Consider the following 15,909-nt stretch of genomic DNA (forward strand, 5'->3'; position numbering starts at 1 on the left):
CTAGTGGTTCCCACTACCAAGCCCACAACGGACTTTCACCGTCAAGTTGTTGCCCATGCTGGGCACACACAAAAAAGCCCTCATCCTATACAAATAGGACGAGAGCTATACTCACGTGTTACCACCTAAATTTATCATTACTTCACAATAACAACCTCTTCAAGTACGCCAAAAATATAAAATAAACCTTTGGTTATACTCTAGCACTATAACGTGTACATTACGACATCTGCCTACTGGTTGTTATCTTTCGGAGTGCTGCTCAGAGATGTATTCAAATTAACTCGTTTTGCCCCTTTCACCAACCGGGACCTCTCTATAAAACTCCATTAATTCTACTCTTTCTCTTCAAAGCTTTAAATATTAATTAAAATTTACTTTCTAAAACTTCAATTTAATAAAGTAAATTCATACCTACTAATGTAAAAAAGTAGGAATCTCTTTTTATAATCAATTATATTCTCTTATTAAGTTTTGTCAATATATAAAAAATATTTATATAATTTTTTTACTTAGTAGTTATACCTATTGTTGTAAATATTCTTCTAAAGTTAATCCTTTTTCAGTTATTTCTTTAGCATCATCAACACCTACATATCTTAAGTGCCAAGGCTCATATTCATACCCCGTTATCTCTTCTTTACCCTTTGGATATCTAAGTATAAATCCATAATTACTCATATTTTCACTTAGCCATTTGAAAGCATTTGTATTTTCAAATCCTTCATCTAATGAAGAATATTCATTTGATAAAACATCCATTACTAAACCTGTTTGATGCTCACTACTTCCCGGAACTGCAACATATTGACTTGTTTTAAGTTCCCCTTCATTTTTTACATTATTATCATATACTGTTTGTTGATAATCATATGATCTATAACCTGAAATTCCAATTAAATATACTCCATCTTTTTCTGCATCATTAAACATATTCTCAAGCGCTGTTGCTACTTCTGCTCTTACATATTCAGTCATATCCTCTGCTGTAGTTAATCGTATATTAGGTATAGTTAAATCACTAGGTACATACTCTTCATCAAGGGTGTTCTCCTTATTTACTAGTATTAAATTACTATTACTCTTTAAAATATTCTCCTTTTTATTTCCTGTTGATGAATTATTTGTTGTTGCCACTACTGAATTATCTGTTACTACATCAACAGATCTATTTAAATTAGTATTTATCTTAAAAATATCATTTTTTACTATATTTGCTATAACCAATATGCCTAAAGCGCTTATAACTAATAAAATCTTTTTCATTTTCTTTTCCTTATCCCTCTTTAATCTATTTTTTATCTTTATGTCCACTAAGCTATCTTCTTCTCTTTATCATAATACTTTTTATTTTTACATTAAGTTTACCAGATAAAGCTAATAGATTGCCCTTTTTAATATTAAGTATAATATATCATAAGTATACTATATTATTTAATATATTTATTTACAAATTAATTACAAAGTCCTATTAAAATTTATACAGTTAATTATATCAAAATTACTTTTATTAAAATAACACTTATTATGAGATTATTAACACTTTTACTTTTATTATACAATTTTTATATAAAGCTGTTTATATTTATCACTAACTACATGAGCTGCACAATTTGAGCATGGATCAAAACTTCTTACTACTCTTCCTATTTCAACTGGAGATAATGTATTTTCAATTTCCATTCCTATAAGTGCTTGTTCAACAGTTCCTTTAATCCCCTTATTATCCATAGGCGATAAATTCCACGCTGATGGAGTTATTACAGTATAATTATAAACTTTGCTATCATTTATAGAAATCCAATGACCAAGTGACCCTCTTTCAGCTTCTATAATACCTATTCCCTCTGATTTTTTTGGAATTATCCATTCTTTTTGAAATGCATTTTTAAGATTGAGTAATGATATTAACCCCTCAATTATATTACACATTTTCTTAGCTTCAAAACTTTTAGCAACTATTCTATCCATTACTGAAATTCCTTTTGTATATTCTTTTGCTAAAGTCATCCTAGCTAATGCTCCTACCTCCATAGGATTACCACTATATCTTGGTGCATTAATCCAGCTATATGCTTCTTTTTTTAATGGATTTCCTTTAATATATACATTTGTTCCTGGTATTAATTCAGAACTATTACCTTCAATCCAAGTACTGTTTATATGCTCAGTTATATTTTTTAGTTCTAAACTATTATCTATATTATTTATTCTAACTTTAGGAGTAGAGTATTTTATAGGTTCACTATATTCATCAAAAATTCCATAAGTCATTAAATTACCATGCCCTTTTCCTTTTAAAAAATAATCATTATAACTTTTAGCTATAAACTGAACATCTGGAATAAGCTTTTCTTCTATAAAAGATTTTATTACTGAAACACTATATTTTATATATTCATATTTTTGAATATCAATATTAGTAGTTACACCTCCAACCCAAATTCCATGACAATGCGGTGCCTTTCCTGCCAAAACTCCAATAGCTTTATGAGCTTCTCTACTATATTTTATTGCATCTAAATAATGCTCATTTATTACTATTGTATCATTTTCATTTAATCTATAATCCCCATATTGTTCATCTTTAGCTTTATATAGAGGATTAACTTTTAGCATTTTTACATAATCAGGAATTACAAAAAAGTAAATATGCCTTATATGATTTTGTAAAAATTCAAAAGCATTTGCTATATCTCTAACTACTTTTCCATTAAAGTCTGGAGTTATATTCATAGAATTTTCTATAGCTAAAGCTGCTGCTAAAGCATGATGGGTTGAGCATATTCCACAAATTCGTGGTGCAAGCCGTATAATATCAAAAGGATCTCTATTTTTAAACATTAATTCAAAACCCCTAAATTGATTTCCTGTTACCTTCGCATCTATTATTTTATTGTTTTTAATTTCAACTTCTATTCCCAATGTCCCACTTATTCTAGTTAATGGATCTACTATTATTTTACTCATACATTCTCTCCCCCATATTTCACAAAAGGCTCCATACTATCAGGAAAATTTGGACTTGCACATCCTATACAAGTTGTATTATCTCCTATAGGCCAATTTTCCGTGCCATTCCATCTACTTACAGGGCAATATGCATAAGTAACAGGCCCTTTACAACCTATCATAAACATGCATTCTTCTTCACCAAATTTTTCTGCAAAAATACCAGCATCAAAAAATCGTCTTCTTGGACATCTATCATGTATAGTTTCTCCATAATAATCTATTGGCCTTCCTTCATTATCCAGCTTAGGTATTCCAATAGAAGTTAAATAACCTAATATCCCCATTACCCAAACTGGATTTGCTGGACATCCAGGTATATTTATAACATCTTCCCTATTCAAAAATTTACTAATGCTAAATGCCTCTGATTCATTAGGTTTTGCCGCAGTAGGTCCTCCAAAGCTGGCACATGTTCCTATTGTAACAATATATTTTGCTTTCGCAGCTAAGTTTTTAATTACTTCCATAGTAGTTACTTTTTTCCCTTTATATGTTGCAATAGTAGTATATAATCCATTATCTTTTGTAGGTACTGCACCACATATAATAAAAACAAACTCATCATTTAATAGCTCTAATAATCGTTCATATGCTATCTCTCCTTCATCTGCCATTATACTTCCAAAAAACTGCATATTAACAAACCTTTTAAGCATATAAATAACATCAGGTTCTTCAGAATCTAGTAATGAAATTACTTCTCCAAAACAACCTGATGTTTCTAACCAAATTGCATTTAATTTTTTCTTAATCCCTGTCTTTACATCATCTATAGCTCTATTTGCTATATCAATTGCCTTTTGGTTTGTTTGCTTCAAACAACTCTCTTTCATATTTCACCCCAAATAAATTACTACTAATAATTTATTTCTAATTTTAATTTATATAACTTAAAACCCAATTAAAGTATTTTACTAATTATTAAAATAACCTTACCAACACTTAAATTGTTTACTACATTCATTAAATGCTTCAGTAAAATTTATAACATGCATCTTAATTATTGCCTTTAACTCAGTTTCTTTTAATTGCTTCTTCACCTCTATAAAACATGGTAAATTTTCTATTAATAAATTTAATATACTAGTAAACATAAATATATGAATATCTAATATATATTTATTACTCTTAAAACCTACCTTTTCATATAGCTCCTCAAACAATTCTTCTATTTCATTATCAATATTTTTAAGTTTTACTTCTAATTTCTTTTTCGTTAAAGTTTTATTATTTTTTTCAGTATTTATATCACATTTAAATTTATTTACATGATAATCATAAATTTTTTTAAAACTACCTAAACAATATTTAATAAAATTTTTTTCATCTATTTCACTAACTTCTTTTTCTTTAATTCCCTTAAAACAAGGTATATTATTTACATGAACTAACGAAATTGATTCCAAAACCCTTTCACATATATAATATATGTCCTCATTTTCAGATATTTTAACTAAATCACTTAGCTTAAAAAATAAATATCGCACTTTTTTTTCAAGTTTAAATTCAATATCTTTTGCATCTTTTTCACTCTCTCTACTATCAAAGGCTTCTTCACTAATATCAAATTCAGAAATATCTAAATATTTTATTGGAATAATAAACTCATTACTTCTTCTTACAAACACTTTTTTCACCTAAAAATTATTTTATATACTATAATATGTTCATCCTAATGATTTGACTTATTTAATATCCAAAGTCCAACATATATATTTTTCATATTCTCATGTTATAGCATTATTTATTCTTTTTACTAAAGAGATTATTAATATAGAACAAATATAGCGTTTTTAGCCATAAAAAAATAACATCTAATATGGTTTTACATAAAGATGTTATAACTTCATTCTATTTACGCTACTTGTATTGATATTTTTATTACATAATCATCTATATTTTTTTCTACAACCTCATCAATTAATATTTGTTCATAAGCATCTCCTATAATAATTAAATTATTTTTATTAATATATTCAACTAACTCTTTATATAATTTGGGAGCCTTATCATAATACCCATGTAAATATCCAACTACATATAGTCCTTTGGGCTTTATTATTATATTTTCATCACAAATATTCCTGTTAACCTTAGTAAAATAATAACTATACTCTAAATAATTTTCATTTTCTAACCTCTCCTTATTTATAATTGATCCTACAGAATAACCAATACCTAAATCATTGTCATAACAATAATTTATATGTGATATATAATTTTCAATATCATAATGTTTCTTTGTATTATCAACAGGATCGCTTATCAATAAATACTCTTCCTCTTGTTCTTCTAACATTATTTCATTACTATACTTTATACCTTCTTCTATAATCTTAATTTTATTTAAAAGCCTTTCTTTATTTCTTTTAAGCTTTAAAATTTCTTTTTCTAATTGACTAACTTCATATTTTAAAACTTTAATAACATTTTCAGCATTTCTTTTATCTATAAATTCTTTAATTTCTTTAAGTGACATTCCCATATCCTTCAGTGAAAATATTGCACTTAATAATTCAAGTTGAGTATGTGAATAGCATCTATATCCATTTTCCAATATTTTTTCTGGTTTAAACAAATCTATTTCATCATAATAAAATAATGTTTTCTTATTTACATGACATAACTTTGCAAATTCTCCTGTAGAAAAATAAATTTTATTATTTTCAATCATATTTTAACTCTCCTTATTGACTATCCAGTTACTGTATACATTACTATACAGTATATCACTATTTTAAAATGGAGGTCTTTATGAAAAATTTATTTGATACAAAAATCACTTTCTTATCTCTTATAAAATTAACTTTACCAACTGTTATAATGATGATGTTTTTTTCTTTATATACTATAATAGATGGAATATTTGTATCTAATCTTGTTAGTTCAAATGCTTTATCTTCTATAAATATAGTTTTTCCAATAATAAACTTATTAATAGGAATAGGAGTTATGTTTGCCACTGGGGGAAGTGCTATTGTAGCCAAGACTATGGGCGAAGGTAATAATAAAAAGGCTAGAGAGAATTTTTCAATTATTACTTTAAGTGCATTAATATGTGGTTTAATTATTGCAGTTATAAGTATTTTATTTATAAAAAACATTATATTAGCTTTAGGTTCAACTGAAGTTCTTTATAATGACTGTTATTCTTACTTACTTATTATGTTAATTTTTACACCATGTATAATTCTTAAAATGTATTTTGATTATTTTTTAATAACAGCAGGAGTTGCTAAACTTGGTCTTATCAGCTCTGTAGTTGGTGGAATTATAAACGTAGTATTAGACTACATATTTATGGCTAAATTTAATATGGGTGTATCTGGCGCGGCTATTGCAACCTGCCTTGGATATGCTATTCCATCACTTGTTGGAATCTTATACTTTTTTAATAAAAATAATTTATTACATTTTGTAAAACCAAAGTTTGATTTTAAAGTAATAAAAGATAGTTGTATTAATGGCTCATCTGAAATGGTAACTCAATTATCATCAGCTATAACAACTTTTGTTTATAATATTGTTATGATTAATCTTTTAGGGGAAGATGGCGTTGCTGCAATAACTATTATATTATATATTCAATTTTTATTATGCTCTGTATACTTAGGTTTTACTTCTGGTGCCTCTCCTTGTATAAGCTATAATTATGGTGCCAAAAATAATAATCAATTAAGGTGTTTAGTTAAAAATAGCTTTTTAATTGTATTTTTATTTTCAATAGCTTCATTTTTAATTTCCAGATTATCATCTGAATTTTTAATATCAGCTTTTACAAGCAAAGGTAGTGATGTATTTAATATTTCATTAAACGGCTTTAATATTTTTTCATTTAGTTTTTTATTAACTGGCTTTAATATTTTTATAACAGGTATGTTTACTGCCTTCTCTAATGGAAAAATATCTGCAATGCTCTCTTTAATGAGAACACTTATACTATTTATTATTGGTATTATACTATTACCAAACCTAGTAGGAATTAACGGAGTATGGCTTGTTGTTCCATTTTCTGAAATTATAACTATACTTTTAGGAGCTTTCTATGTATATAAGTATAAAGAAAAATATATGTACAAAAAACAATTAGTTCTTAATTAAATATTAAGATTTAATAGTTAGGCTTTGTTTTAATAAACTGTGGAAATTTGATTAACCTCTATAAATATGGTTATAATATACAATATGACTACTATTTAGGAGGTTTTTTATGCCAAGAGTTAATAATGTTATTCAGCAAGTTTCACAATTAAATACATATGAGCAAGGTAAGGTATTTGAATTCTTGAAAGTTGTATTGATGTCAAATGGAATTACTAACTCTGTAAATAAAGAAATCACTGAAAATAGATTTAATAAGGGAAAATGCTGTCCTTTTTGCAATCATAACAAAATATCTAAGTATGGAAAATATCATGGCAAAAATGGTGTTAAACAAAGATATAAATGTCAGAATCCTGAGTGTAGAAAAACTTTCAATGACTTTTCTAAGTCTCCTGTTTCAAGTAGCAAAAAGGGAATAGATAAATGGTTACTATATGCTCAATGTATGGTAAATGGCAATACTATTAGGCAATGTGCTGAAATAGTTGAAATTAATATTGCAACAGCTTTCTTTTGGAGACATAAAATTATAGACGCAATTAGGAAGTTTATTGGTTATGGCTCTCTTGAAGGTGTTATTGAATTGGACGAAACCTACTTTGCTATTAGCTATAAAGGTAATCACAGTAAAAGTTCTAATTTTACTATGCCAAGAGAACCAAGAAAGCGTGGCAAAGAAATAAATATAAGGGGTATATCAAAGGAATTTGCCTGTGTGTTGTGTGGTGTAGATAGATTAGGAAATATTTATACTGGTTTAATATGTGATGGTAGACCTAAATATACTGATATAAATAGGGCTCTATCAGATGTTGTTGAAGAGAATTCTATATTATGTACTGATAAGCATAGGAGCTATATCCCCTTTGCAGCTCAACGTAATTTTGAATTACATCAAATTAGGGGTGGAAGAAAAACTGTGGATATTTATAATATTCAAAGAGTTAATGCCTTTCATAGCAGTTTAAAAAGATGGATAAATAAATTCAATGGAGTTTCAACAAAATACCTAACTAACTATTTATTCTGGTATAAATGGAGCCAATTATTTAAAACAGAAATGGAAAGAAATAAGCCTAAAAAATTCTTTGTTCATGCTAATTCAACACATTCTGTATCTTTAATAAAGGATTTTAAGATTAGAAGACCAATATATGTATAAAAGGTAAAATTTATTTTAATTTTACTGTTTTTGGTGTACAATTAATATAATGATTGATGAACAATCGTTAAATATTGTGACCAAAAGTTACCTGGTTAAGAATAGTAAAAAATACTTTCGCTAATTAGCTCTAATAAAGAAGAATTAAATTACTATTCGTAAAAGTAAATGGAGGTAGTGTTGAGAAACTATGAAAAAGAAATTAGAAAAATATGAAATCGAAGAAATAGATATAAAAATGCTATTTGCAGTTTTAACTTGGGGATTTTTATTGATATTATCACCACTATTGAAAATAATTTGTAATATAACAAATATATATAAAGTAAACCTAATTTATATGATTTTAATTAATCTATGTTTATGTACTATAGGTTTTATCTTGTTTAAAATATATAAATATTTATCATTAAAATTTAATCTATTTTTAAAAATATATATAGGAATTACAATAAGTATCTATATATTAACTTTAATTTTTATAATAATTGAAAATATATTTATGAATAATAACATTTATTTTAAAGGAACAGTTTCATATATAATTCTTATAATTAGTTTTGCTAATTTAATCTCAGCAATACTTTTATTGTTTATAATAAGTATAAAAATCATCCAGGAAAGCATTAAGAAGAATAGCGGTAAAGTAGTAGCCTTAAAAAATATTATAATTCTAACTCCAGTAATTATATCTTTAGGTTTTACTTTATCATTTGGCTCTATGGGTGTATTATTCTCAAAACCAGAAGAAATTAAGGTTATTAACAAAAATATACAATATAATATCAGGATTGTAGGATTTTTAACTGCAAGGGATGAAGCCACTTATATATATAATAAATCAATAAACTCTCTATTGATGAAAAAAATTTATAATAATGAAATTCCTCCAGAAATACTTGCTGAAAACAATGATTACTATTAAAGATAATTAGAATATATTATCAAGGGTTCTATTTTTTATAATATACTCTAATTTATTTAGTAGATATGAGGAACAATTTTAAACTATTGCGATTTAAAGGGATGTCCGATGGACATCCCTTTATATTATACTTATTTCAACATTATTTTAAAACAAAGCCAATAGTTAAATAAGAGATTGTATCAAAATACAACCACAATATCTTAAATCGGTAATTTTGATTCAATCTCTTAAATTTTATAATTTAATCTTATGGTATTAATCTTTTTCTATCCCTTGGATATAAATTCACTATTTAACTTTTCTTTTGCATATTTACAAATTAACTTTTCACCTTCTGGATCTAAGTCTCCTTCTAAATCAACCTTATTATATTCTTTATTTAAAAATCAATCCTATATCATCTTACATTTATAGCTTCTCTTGTATCATTAAAATTTTCTATAGTATTATTGCGTACTTCTATTATTAATATACTTCCTAATATAATAAGTGTGATTAATTCTGCTAATGGCAAAGATAAAAACACCCCTACAGTTCCTATAAATGGTGGTAATACTATTGTAAATATAAATTGAAATACAAATCCTCTTCCTATAGATATTATATTTGCATAAATATTTTTACCTATTGCTTGATAATATCCACTCATAGTGAATATTGTTCCTATAAAAGGGCTTCCAATACAATAAATTAGTATCATTCGATATGCAAATTCTATATTTTCAGGACTTACTCCAAAAATTCTAATAATTTCTCTACCATAAATAAATATACCTGTATAAACTAAAATACCACTTACAACACATATAGATATTGTTATATAAACAAATTGATTCATCCTTTTTATTTTCTTGGCACCATAATGATATCCAATCAAAGGCTGCAATCCTTGTGCTATCCCCATACATGTATTTACTAAAAAGCAATTTATATATGTTGCCACTGTATATATAGCCACATCTACAGTATTTCCATATAAAAACATAGTTCTATTTTGTGTTAATAATATAATTCCATATGATATTTGTATTGCAAAACTTACAAATCCTATTTTAAATATTCTTTTTACTAATTCTATATTTATCCTTAAATTTTTTCTTTTTATCTTTATAGTAGCTTTTCCTTTTATAAAATGATATAAGGATACAGTCATTGATATTACTATACTTGCACTTGTAGCAACTGCTGCACCCTTTACTCCAAATCCTAACCTCATAACAAATAACCAATCTAATACTATATTTGCTATAGCACCTACACCAATCATCATCATTGATAAATCTGGTCTTCCATCTGTTCTAACTATAGGATTTAATGCTGTTGAAAACATATATGGTATTGCTATTATAAATATTATTGTATAATATTCAGTTGCACTCTGCATAGTATCTGAAGTTGCCCCTAATATTTTTATTATGGGGTTCCTAAAAGTAATTCCTAATATAGTAATTATAATTCCAATAATTATAATTAAACTAATACAAGTTCCTAAAGCTTTTTCAGCCTTTTCATTTTTTCCTTTTCCCATATAAATAGCCATTATACTACTTGTACCTATTCCTATCATAAGTCCAATTCCCACAATAAGAGTTACAGCAGGCCATGCTATATTTACACCAGCAAGTCCAACTTCACCAACACCTTGTCCTATAAATATTCCATCAACTACTGTATATATTGTATTTAATACTACTCCAACTACAGATGCTATTATAAACCTAGCCCAAACTTTAAATATATTAGCATTTAAAACTTCTTTTATATCCACTGCTATGTTCCTTTCTTTCAGTTACAGAATCTCTATTCTTTCTAAGTCGCCTGGAACAAACACTTGTCCATTATATACTGACTTTGCTTCTTCAGTATATAGCTTCTTACGTTGAGAAAGCTTTTTATCCTCTGTATGATATAAAACTAAATTTTCTACATTAAGTTCTTTTGCAAGCTTTCCTGCTTCAATAGGTGTGCTATGATTTTTTTCATATGGCTTAAATATGTGTCTATCTGCATATAAACAAAATGCTTCTGAAAGTAGCCAATCACAATTTTCAACATACTTTCTATTAACTTCATTGTAGGGTTCATCTCCAAGACAAACTAATGTCTTTTTATTTGGAAGAATTGCTTTAAATCCAAATTGTTTATCTTTACTAGATTCAATATCGAAAAATTCTATACTCATTCCTATAACATCAATTTTATCTTCATTCCAAACTTCACAAATATTAATTCCATTGCCAATAAATTTTACTAACTTTTTAGTTAACATCATATTGCTTAACGTATTTAAAATATTAACAACTTCATTATGTCCGTAAATATTAAATTCACCTTTAAATTTTCCTTCATTCATTAAAGCTGCATATTTTCTTATTATCCATACGGCTCCCATTATGTGATCTGTATGTCCATGAGTAACAAACATTCCTTTAATATTTTTATAACTAATTTCTGCTTTCTCTAATTGTGCCAGTATTCCATTACCACCACCAGCATCTACTAAGAAATATTCTTCATCATTTCTCAATGCAAAACAGGTATTATAACATTTTGTTACCATAGCTGAACCTGTTCCTAACATAATTAATTCCACATTCATATTATGTACCTCTTTCCAGTATAAATTTTCTTACATATCAAATAATATATTACATTAATTCTGCTAATTACAAAATCAATACTAATAAATATTTAATTTAATCTAACTTCTAAATTAATATTTATTGTTTAATTTATATCTAATTATCACATGAATAGAGCAATTACTTAAATATTACTATTATACTATATTCGTATCGATACACTTTCTCAAAAATTGCTTTTTACAAATTCTTCTTTTATAATTATTACTTAAAGGATGTGAAATAATGAGAGAATTTAATCAAAAAAAAATAGCACTTATTAATGATGTAACCGGCTTTGGCAGATGTTCTATAGCTGTGGCATTACCTATAATTTCAATACTTAAAGTTCAATGTTGCTTCATTCCTACAGCTATATTATCTAATCACACTGGATTTGATAATTTTTTCTTCGAAGATTACACTCCTAAAATGAAAGAATATATAAATAATTGGGAAAAGCTTAATTTAAATTTTGATGGAATATGTACTGGCTTTTTAGGATCTAAAGAACAAATTGAAATTGTGGTAGAATTTTTAGAAAAGTTCAAAACTGAAAATAATATAGTCATAGTTGATCCTGTAATGGGCGATTATGGAAAACTATATTCTACTTACACTGATGAAATGTGCAAAAAAATGCAGGATTTAATTAAATATGCAGATGTAGTAACTCCAAATCTCACTGAGCTTTGCAAACTATTGGACGTGCCTTATCCAAATGAAACACCAAATCATGAAGAATTGTATATTCTATGTAAAAACCTTTCTAATAAAGGTCCTAATAAAATAGTTATTACTGGATTACAAAGAGGTGGCTGTATAGAGAACTTTATATTTGAAAGCGATAAACCTTACAAAGTTATAAAGGTTGAAAAAATCGGAGATGATAGACCAGGAACTGGAGATGTTTTTTCATCTATTGTATCTGGTAGCATTGTTAAAAATGAAAGTTTTTCAGTATGTGTTGAAAAAGCAACTAGCTTTATTAGTAAATCATTAAAATTTACTAATGATTTAAACTTGCCTCCTAACTATGGAGTTTGTTTTGAAGAATTTTTAAGCGAATTAAAATAATATATAAAAGGTAGGGGTAATATGGTTATTTTATATACTGTAGATAATGGGAATTATATTAGTTTAAGAAATATAACATTAGATGAAATGACCGCTAGAGGGATAAAGAAAAATATATATATTAATTTAACAAACTTGTGTCCTTGTGCTTGCACATTTTGTTTAAGAAAAACAAAAGAAATGTCCGAAAGCAATAGTTTATGGTTAAAAAGAGAACCAACTGTTGAAGAAGTAATTAACGAATTTGAAAATATCGATTTATCTAAATGTGATGAGATTATATTCTGTGGCTTTGGAGAACCTACTGAAAGGATTAATGATTTAGTTAAAATTTCAAAATATATAAAAGAAAAAAATCCTAAAGCTAAAATAAGAATAAATACTAATGGACTTGGCGATTTAATAAATAATAAAAAAATTGCTCCACTTTTAAAAGATTTAATAGATACAGTATCTATTAGCCTTAATGCTTCTACTGAAGAAGAATATTATAAATTAACACAAAGTAAATTTGGAATAAAATCTTATGAAGCTATGAAAAAATTTGCATTAGATTGTAAAAATTATATACCAAATGTAGTTCTTTCAGTAGTAGATTGTATTGGCAAAAACGAAATTAATGCTTGTCAAAAAATTTGTGATAATTTAGGTGTAAAATTAAGAGTTAGACCTTTAGAATAAAAAGTAAAAAGTGCATGTTACTTAAATTACGTAACATGCACTTTTTATTTTTTTATATTTATATTTAACAAAATTACTTTAATACATTATTAATATATTAAGAAAATTAAAGAAAACAAGAGCATATCTTAGTATTTAACTCTGAATTAAATCAATTCACCTCCACATCGCAATTGATAATAATTATCTGTTAATATATATTGTTATTAAAGTGATTATTAAATAATGAGGTGAATATAATGAAATTTATGATGGATATAAGAGAAAAAACTTCACTATTACATAGTGCGGCAGAAAATACTGGATATATAAAGAAATTAGTTGATGGAATTGCTTCAGTTGAAGGATATGCTGAATACATTTATAATTTAGAAAAAATGTATAAAGCTATTGAGGATGCATTAGATAAAAATGAAAACAATGCTGTAATTAATCCATTTGTTACAAAAGAGTTATATCGTTCAAAGCTTATAAGAAAAGATTTAGAGTTCTTATTAGGTGATAAATTAAATTCAATGAAATTATTAGCTTCTACAGAAGCTTGTGTTGCAAAAATAGAAGAATTATCAGAAACTAAGCCTGAGCTTGTAGTTGCATATGCGTATACAAGATTTTTAGCTGATTTATTTGGTGGTAGAACATTCCTTTCACTATTAAGTACAAGCTATAAAATATCTAATGAAGGATTAAACTACTATCAATTCCCTGAAATTAATGATTTAAGAGGATATGTTATGAAATATCATAATATGTTAGCCGAAATTAATTTATCTGATGAAATGAAAATTGATTTTATTAACGAAGTTAATAATGCTTATATTTATAATCTTGCTATATCAAATGAATTAGATGCTAAGTTAAAATAAAACCTTTCAACCTTATATTTATTATGGTTTAAATATACCAAAAGTGATGCTCTAACTTTTAGAGCATCACTTTTTATAATATAAAATATTTTATCTAAATTATTCTTTATATTTTTATAGACACATTTCTAATATTTTTTTAACATCAGTTTCATTTAATGGAACATAAGCGTAAGCTAAAGAACCATGTTCAACTGCTCCCTTTGCCATTTCATCAAAATGAGTTTCATCAATATTAACCTCTTTTAAAGTCATAGGAATTCCACAGTCTTTAAAGAATTTTTCTGTTAAATCAATTGCTTCATTTGCTAAAGCAAATTTATCTTCTTTAGGTTCTAGCTTCCATACATTTATTGCATAATCTACAAATTTATCTACCGTATTTTCACTTAAAATATATCTCATCCACCTTGGAGTTACTATTGCAAGCCCTACCCCATGTGTAATATCATAAAAAGCACTTAATTCATGTTCTATTGGATGACAAGTCCAAGCTCCAGGCTTACCACTTCCACATAACCCATTTAGAGCCATGGAACTAGCCCACATTAAATTAGCTCTAGCTTCATAATTTGTAGGATCTTTTAGAGCTATTGGGCAGTACTTTATACAAGTTTCTAACAATCCTTCTGAGAATTTATCTTGAACAAATGCACCTTCTGTCTTTTTAAAATAACTTTCAAATACATGTGACATTATATCAGCTGTACCTGCTGCTGTTTGAATACTAGGTAATGTATATAGATATTCTGGATCTAATATAGATACTTGTGGTTTCATATTTACACTTGCAGTACCTAACTTTTCATTAGTATCCATCTTAGAAATAACGGCATTCCCGTTCATTTCTGAACCTGTAGCTGCTAAAGTTAAAATAGTTACTATAGGTAAAACTTTATCTATCTTTTCTGGATTTGTTACTAAATCCCATGGATCTCCATCATAAAAAGCTCCTGCTGCTACAACCTTAGCGCAATCTATTGTACTTCCTCCTCCAACAGCTAAAATAACATCAATATTATTTTCCTTACAAAGCTTAACTCCTCTTCTTACAGTTTCAATCTTTGGATTAGGTTCAATTTTATCAAGTTCAATTATATTATAGTCTTTTAATAACTTCTTAACACTATCATATATTCCATTTCTTTTTATACTTCCTCCACCATAAGCAAGTAAAATATTTTTCCCATATCTACTAATTACTTCTGGTAAATTTGTAATTTGTCCTTTTCCAAATATCATTTCACTATATGCCTTAAAATTAAAATTTTCCAACTTCTCTTCCTCCTCAAATATATAAACCTTTAATACTATTATTGCTCTACTCTATGCTTTAAAGCAATATTATTTTTATATTTTTAGAAAAATTTACATATTAACTTGTAAACAATTACTAACTTCTCGCTTTATTATAGCCCTTATTTCTTACATAATATATACTTAAATATATCTATG

14 protein-coding genes and 1 other annotated feature are annotated in these 15,909 nt (G+C 26.6%); of the genes, 6 read left to right on the forward strand and 8 right to left on the reverse strand.

From position 1 onward, the window contains the following. Positions 1-91 precede the first annotated feature (91 nt). Positions 92-361 (reverse strand) — a binding site (T-box leader). A gap of 164 nt (positions 362-525) precedes the next feature. The 5 genes from LPC13_RS17120 to LPC13_RS12210 form a co-directional block, all read right to left on the reverse strand. After that, positions 526-1,314, reverse strand: coding sequence for a M15 family metallopeptidase (locus LPC13_RS17120; RefSeq protein WP_005214313.1), 789 nt, complete (start codon positions 1,312-1,314; stop codon positions 526-528). Between the two features lie 240 nt (positions 1,315-1,554). Next, a complete protein-coding gene (locus LPC13_RS12195) occupies positions 1,555-2,970 on the reverse strand; it encodes a nickel-dependent hydrogenase large subunit (RefSeq protein ID WP_195244131.1) in 1,416 nt (471 codons plus the stop codon). Beyond that, entirely contained in the window at positions 2,967-3,848 is an 882-nt protein-coding gene (locus LPC13_RS12200) for a hydrogenase small subunit (protein WP_005214316.1), read from the reverse strand. The genes LPC13_RS12195 and LPC13_RS12200 overlap by 4 nt, the downstream gene beginning before the upstream one ends. 99 nt (positions 3,849-3,947) lie before the next feature. Next, the gene (locus tag LPC13_RS12205; protein ID WP_005214319.1) at positions 3,948-4,652 is read right to left on the reverse strand and encodes a hypothetical protein; all 705 of its coding nucleotides are present in this window, start codon (positions 4,650-4,652) and stop codon (positions 3,948-3,950) included. Between the two features lie 218 nt (positions 4,653-4,870). After that, positions 4,871-5,689 carry a MerR family transcriptional regulator gene (locus LPC13_RS12210; RefSeq protein WP_005214321.1) on the reverse strand — a complete coding sequence of 273 codons (819 nt, stop codon included), beginning with the start codon at positions 5,687-5,689 and terminating at the stop codon, positions 4,871-4,873. 80 nt (positions 5,690-5,769) lie between these two features. Between LPC13_RS12210 and LPC13_RS12215 the strand changes: the two genes are divergently transcribed. The 3 genes from LPC13_RS12215 to LPC13_RS12225 all read left to right on the forward strand — a co-directional run bounded on the left by LPC13_RS12215 (position 5,770) and on the right by LPC13_RS12225 (position 9,206). Continuing rightward, entirely contained in the window at positions 5,770-7,116 is a 1,347-nt protein-coding gene (locus tag LPC13_RS12215) for an MATE family efflux transporter (protein WP_040419772.1), read from the forward strand. 109 nt (positions 7,117-7,225) lie between these two features. Then, the gene (locus tag LPC13_RS12220) at positions 7,226-8,281 is read left to right on the forward strand and encodes an IS1595 family transposase (RefSeq protein WP_221699043.1); all 1,056 of its coding nucleotides are present in this window, start codon (positions 7,226-7,228) and stop codon (positions 8,279-8,281) included. A 502-nt stretch (positions 8,282-8,783) separates the two neighbouring features. After that, positions 8,784-9,206 carry a hypothetical protein gene (locus LPC13_RS12225; RefSeq protein ID WP_147576262.1) on the forward strand — a complete coding sequence of 141 codons (423 nt, stop codon included), beginning with the start codon at positions 8,784-8,786 and terminating at the stop codon, positions 9,204-9,206. Between the two features lie 400 nt (positions 9,207-9,606). Here the strand turns inward: LPC13_RS12225 and LPC13_RS12230 are convergent, their stop codons facing one another. Together LPC13_RS12230 and LPC13_RS12235 are read right to left on the reverse strand one after the other, a co-directional pair. After that, positions 9,607-10,977: an MATE family efflux transporter gene (locus LPC13_RS12230; RefSeq protein WP_005214331.1), complete on the reverse strand. Its 1,371-nt coding sequence runs from the start codon at positions 10,975-10,977 to the stop codon at positions 9,607-9,609. Between the two features lie 21 nt (positions 10,978-10,998). Further along, positions 10,999-11,808, reverse strand: a complete 810-nt coding sequence (locus LPC13_RS12235) for an MBL fold metallo-hydrolase (protein ID WP_005214333.1) — start codon at positions 11,806-11,808, stop codon at positions 10,999-11,001. Positions 11,809-12,076: 268 nt separating this feature from the next. Between LPC13_RS12235 and LPC13_RS12240 the strand changes: the two genes are divergently transcribed. From LPC13_RS12240 to LPC13_RS12250, 3 genes are all read left to right on the forward strand, one after another. Beyond that, positions 12,077-12,907, forward strand: a complete 831-nt coding sequence (locus LPC13_RS12240; RefSeq protein ID WP_195244129.1) for a pyridoxamine kinase — start codon at positions 12,077-12,079, stop codon at positions 12,905-12,907. A 21-nt stretch (positions 12,908-12,928) separates the two neighbouring features. Then, positions 12,929-13,588 (forward strand): TIGR04100 family radical SAM protein, encoded by a 660-nt coding sequence (locus tag LPC13_RS12245; RefSeq protein ID WP_195244128.1) that lies wholly within the window; start codon positions 12,929-12,931, stop codon positions 13,586-13,588. 239 nt (positions 13,589-13,827) lie between these two features. Next, positions 13,828-14,454: a biliverdin-producing heme oxygenase gene (locus tag LPC13_RS12250; RefSeq protein ID WP_005214340.1), complete on the forward strand. Its 627-nt coding sequence runs from the start codon at positions 13,828-13,830 to the stop codon at positions 14,452-14,454. A gap of 114 nt (positions 14,455-14,568) precedes the next feature. Here LPC13_RS12250 and LPC13_RS12255 read toward each other — a convergent pair whose 3' ends face one another. After that, positions 14,569-15,729 carry an iron-containing alcohol dehydrogenase gene (locus tag LPC13_RS12255; RefSeq protein ID WP_234088832.1) on the reverse strand — a complete coding sequence of 387 codons (1,161 nt, stop codon included), beginning with the start codon at positions 15,727-15,729 and terminating at the stop codon, positions 14,569-14,571. Between the last annotated feature and the right edge of the window lie 180 nt (positions 15,730-15,909).

Source organism: Clostridium celatum, from assembly GCF_021412605.1.
Taxonomy (GTDB): Bacteria; Bacillota; Clostridia; order Clostridiales; family Clostridiaceae; genus Clostridium; species Clostridium celatum.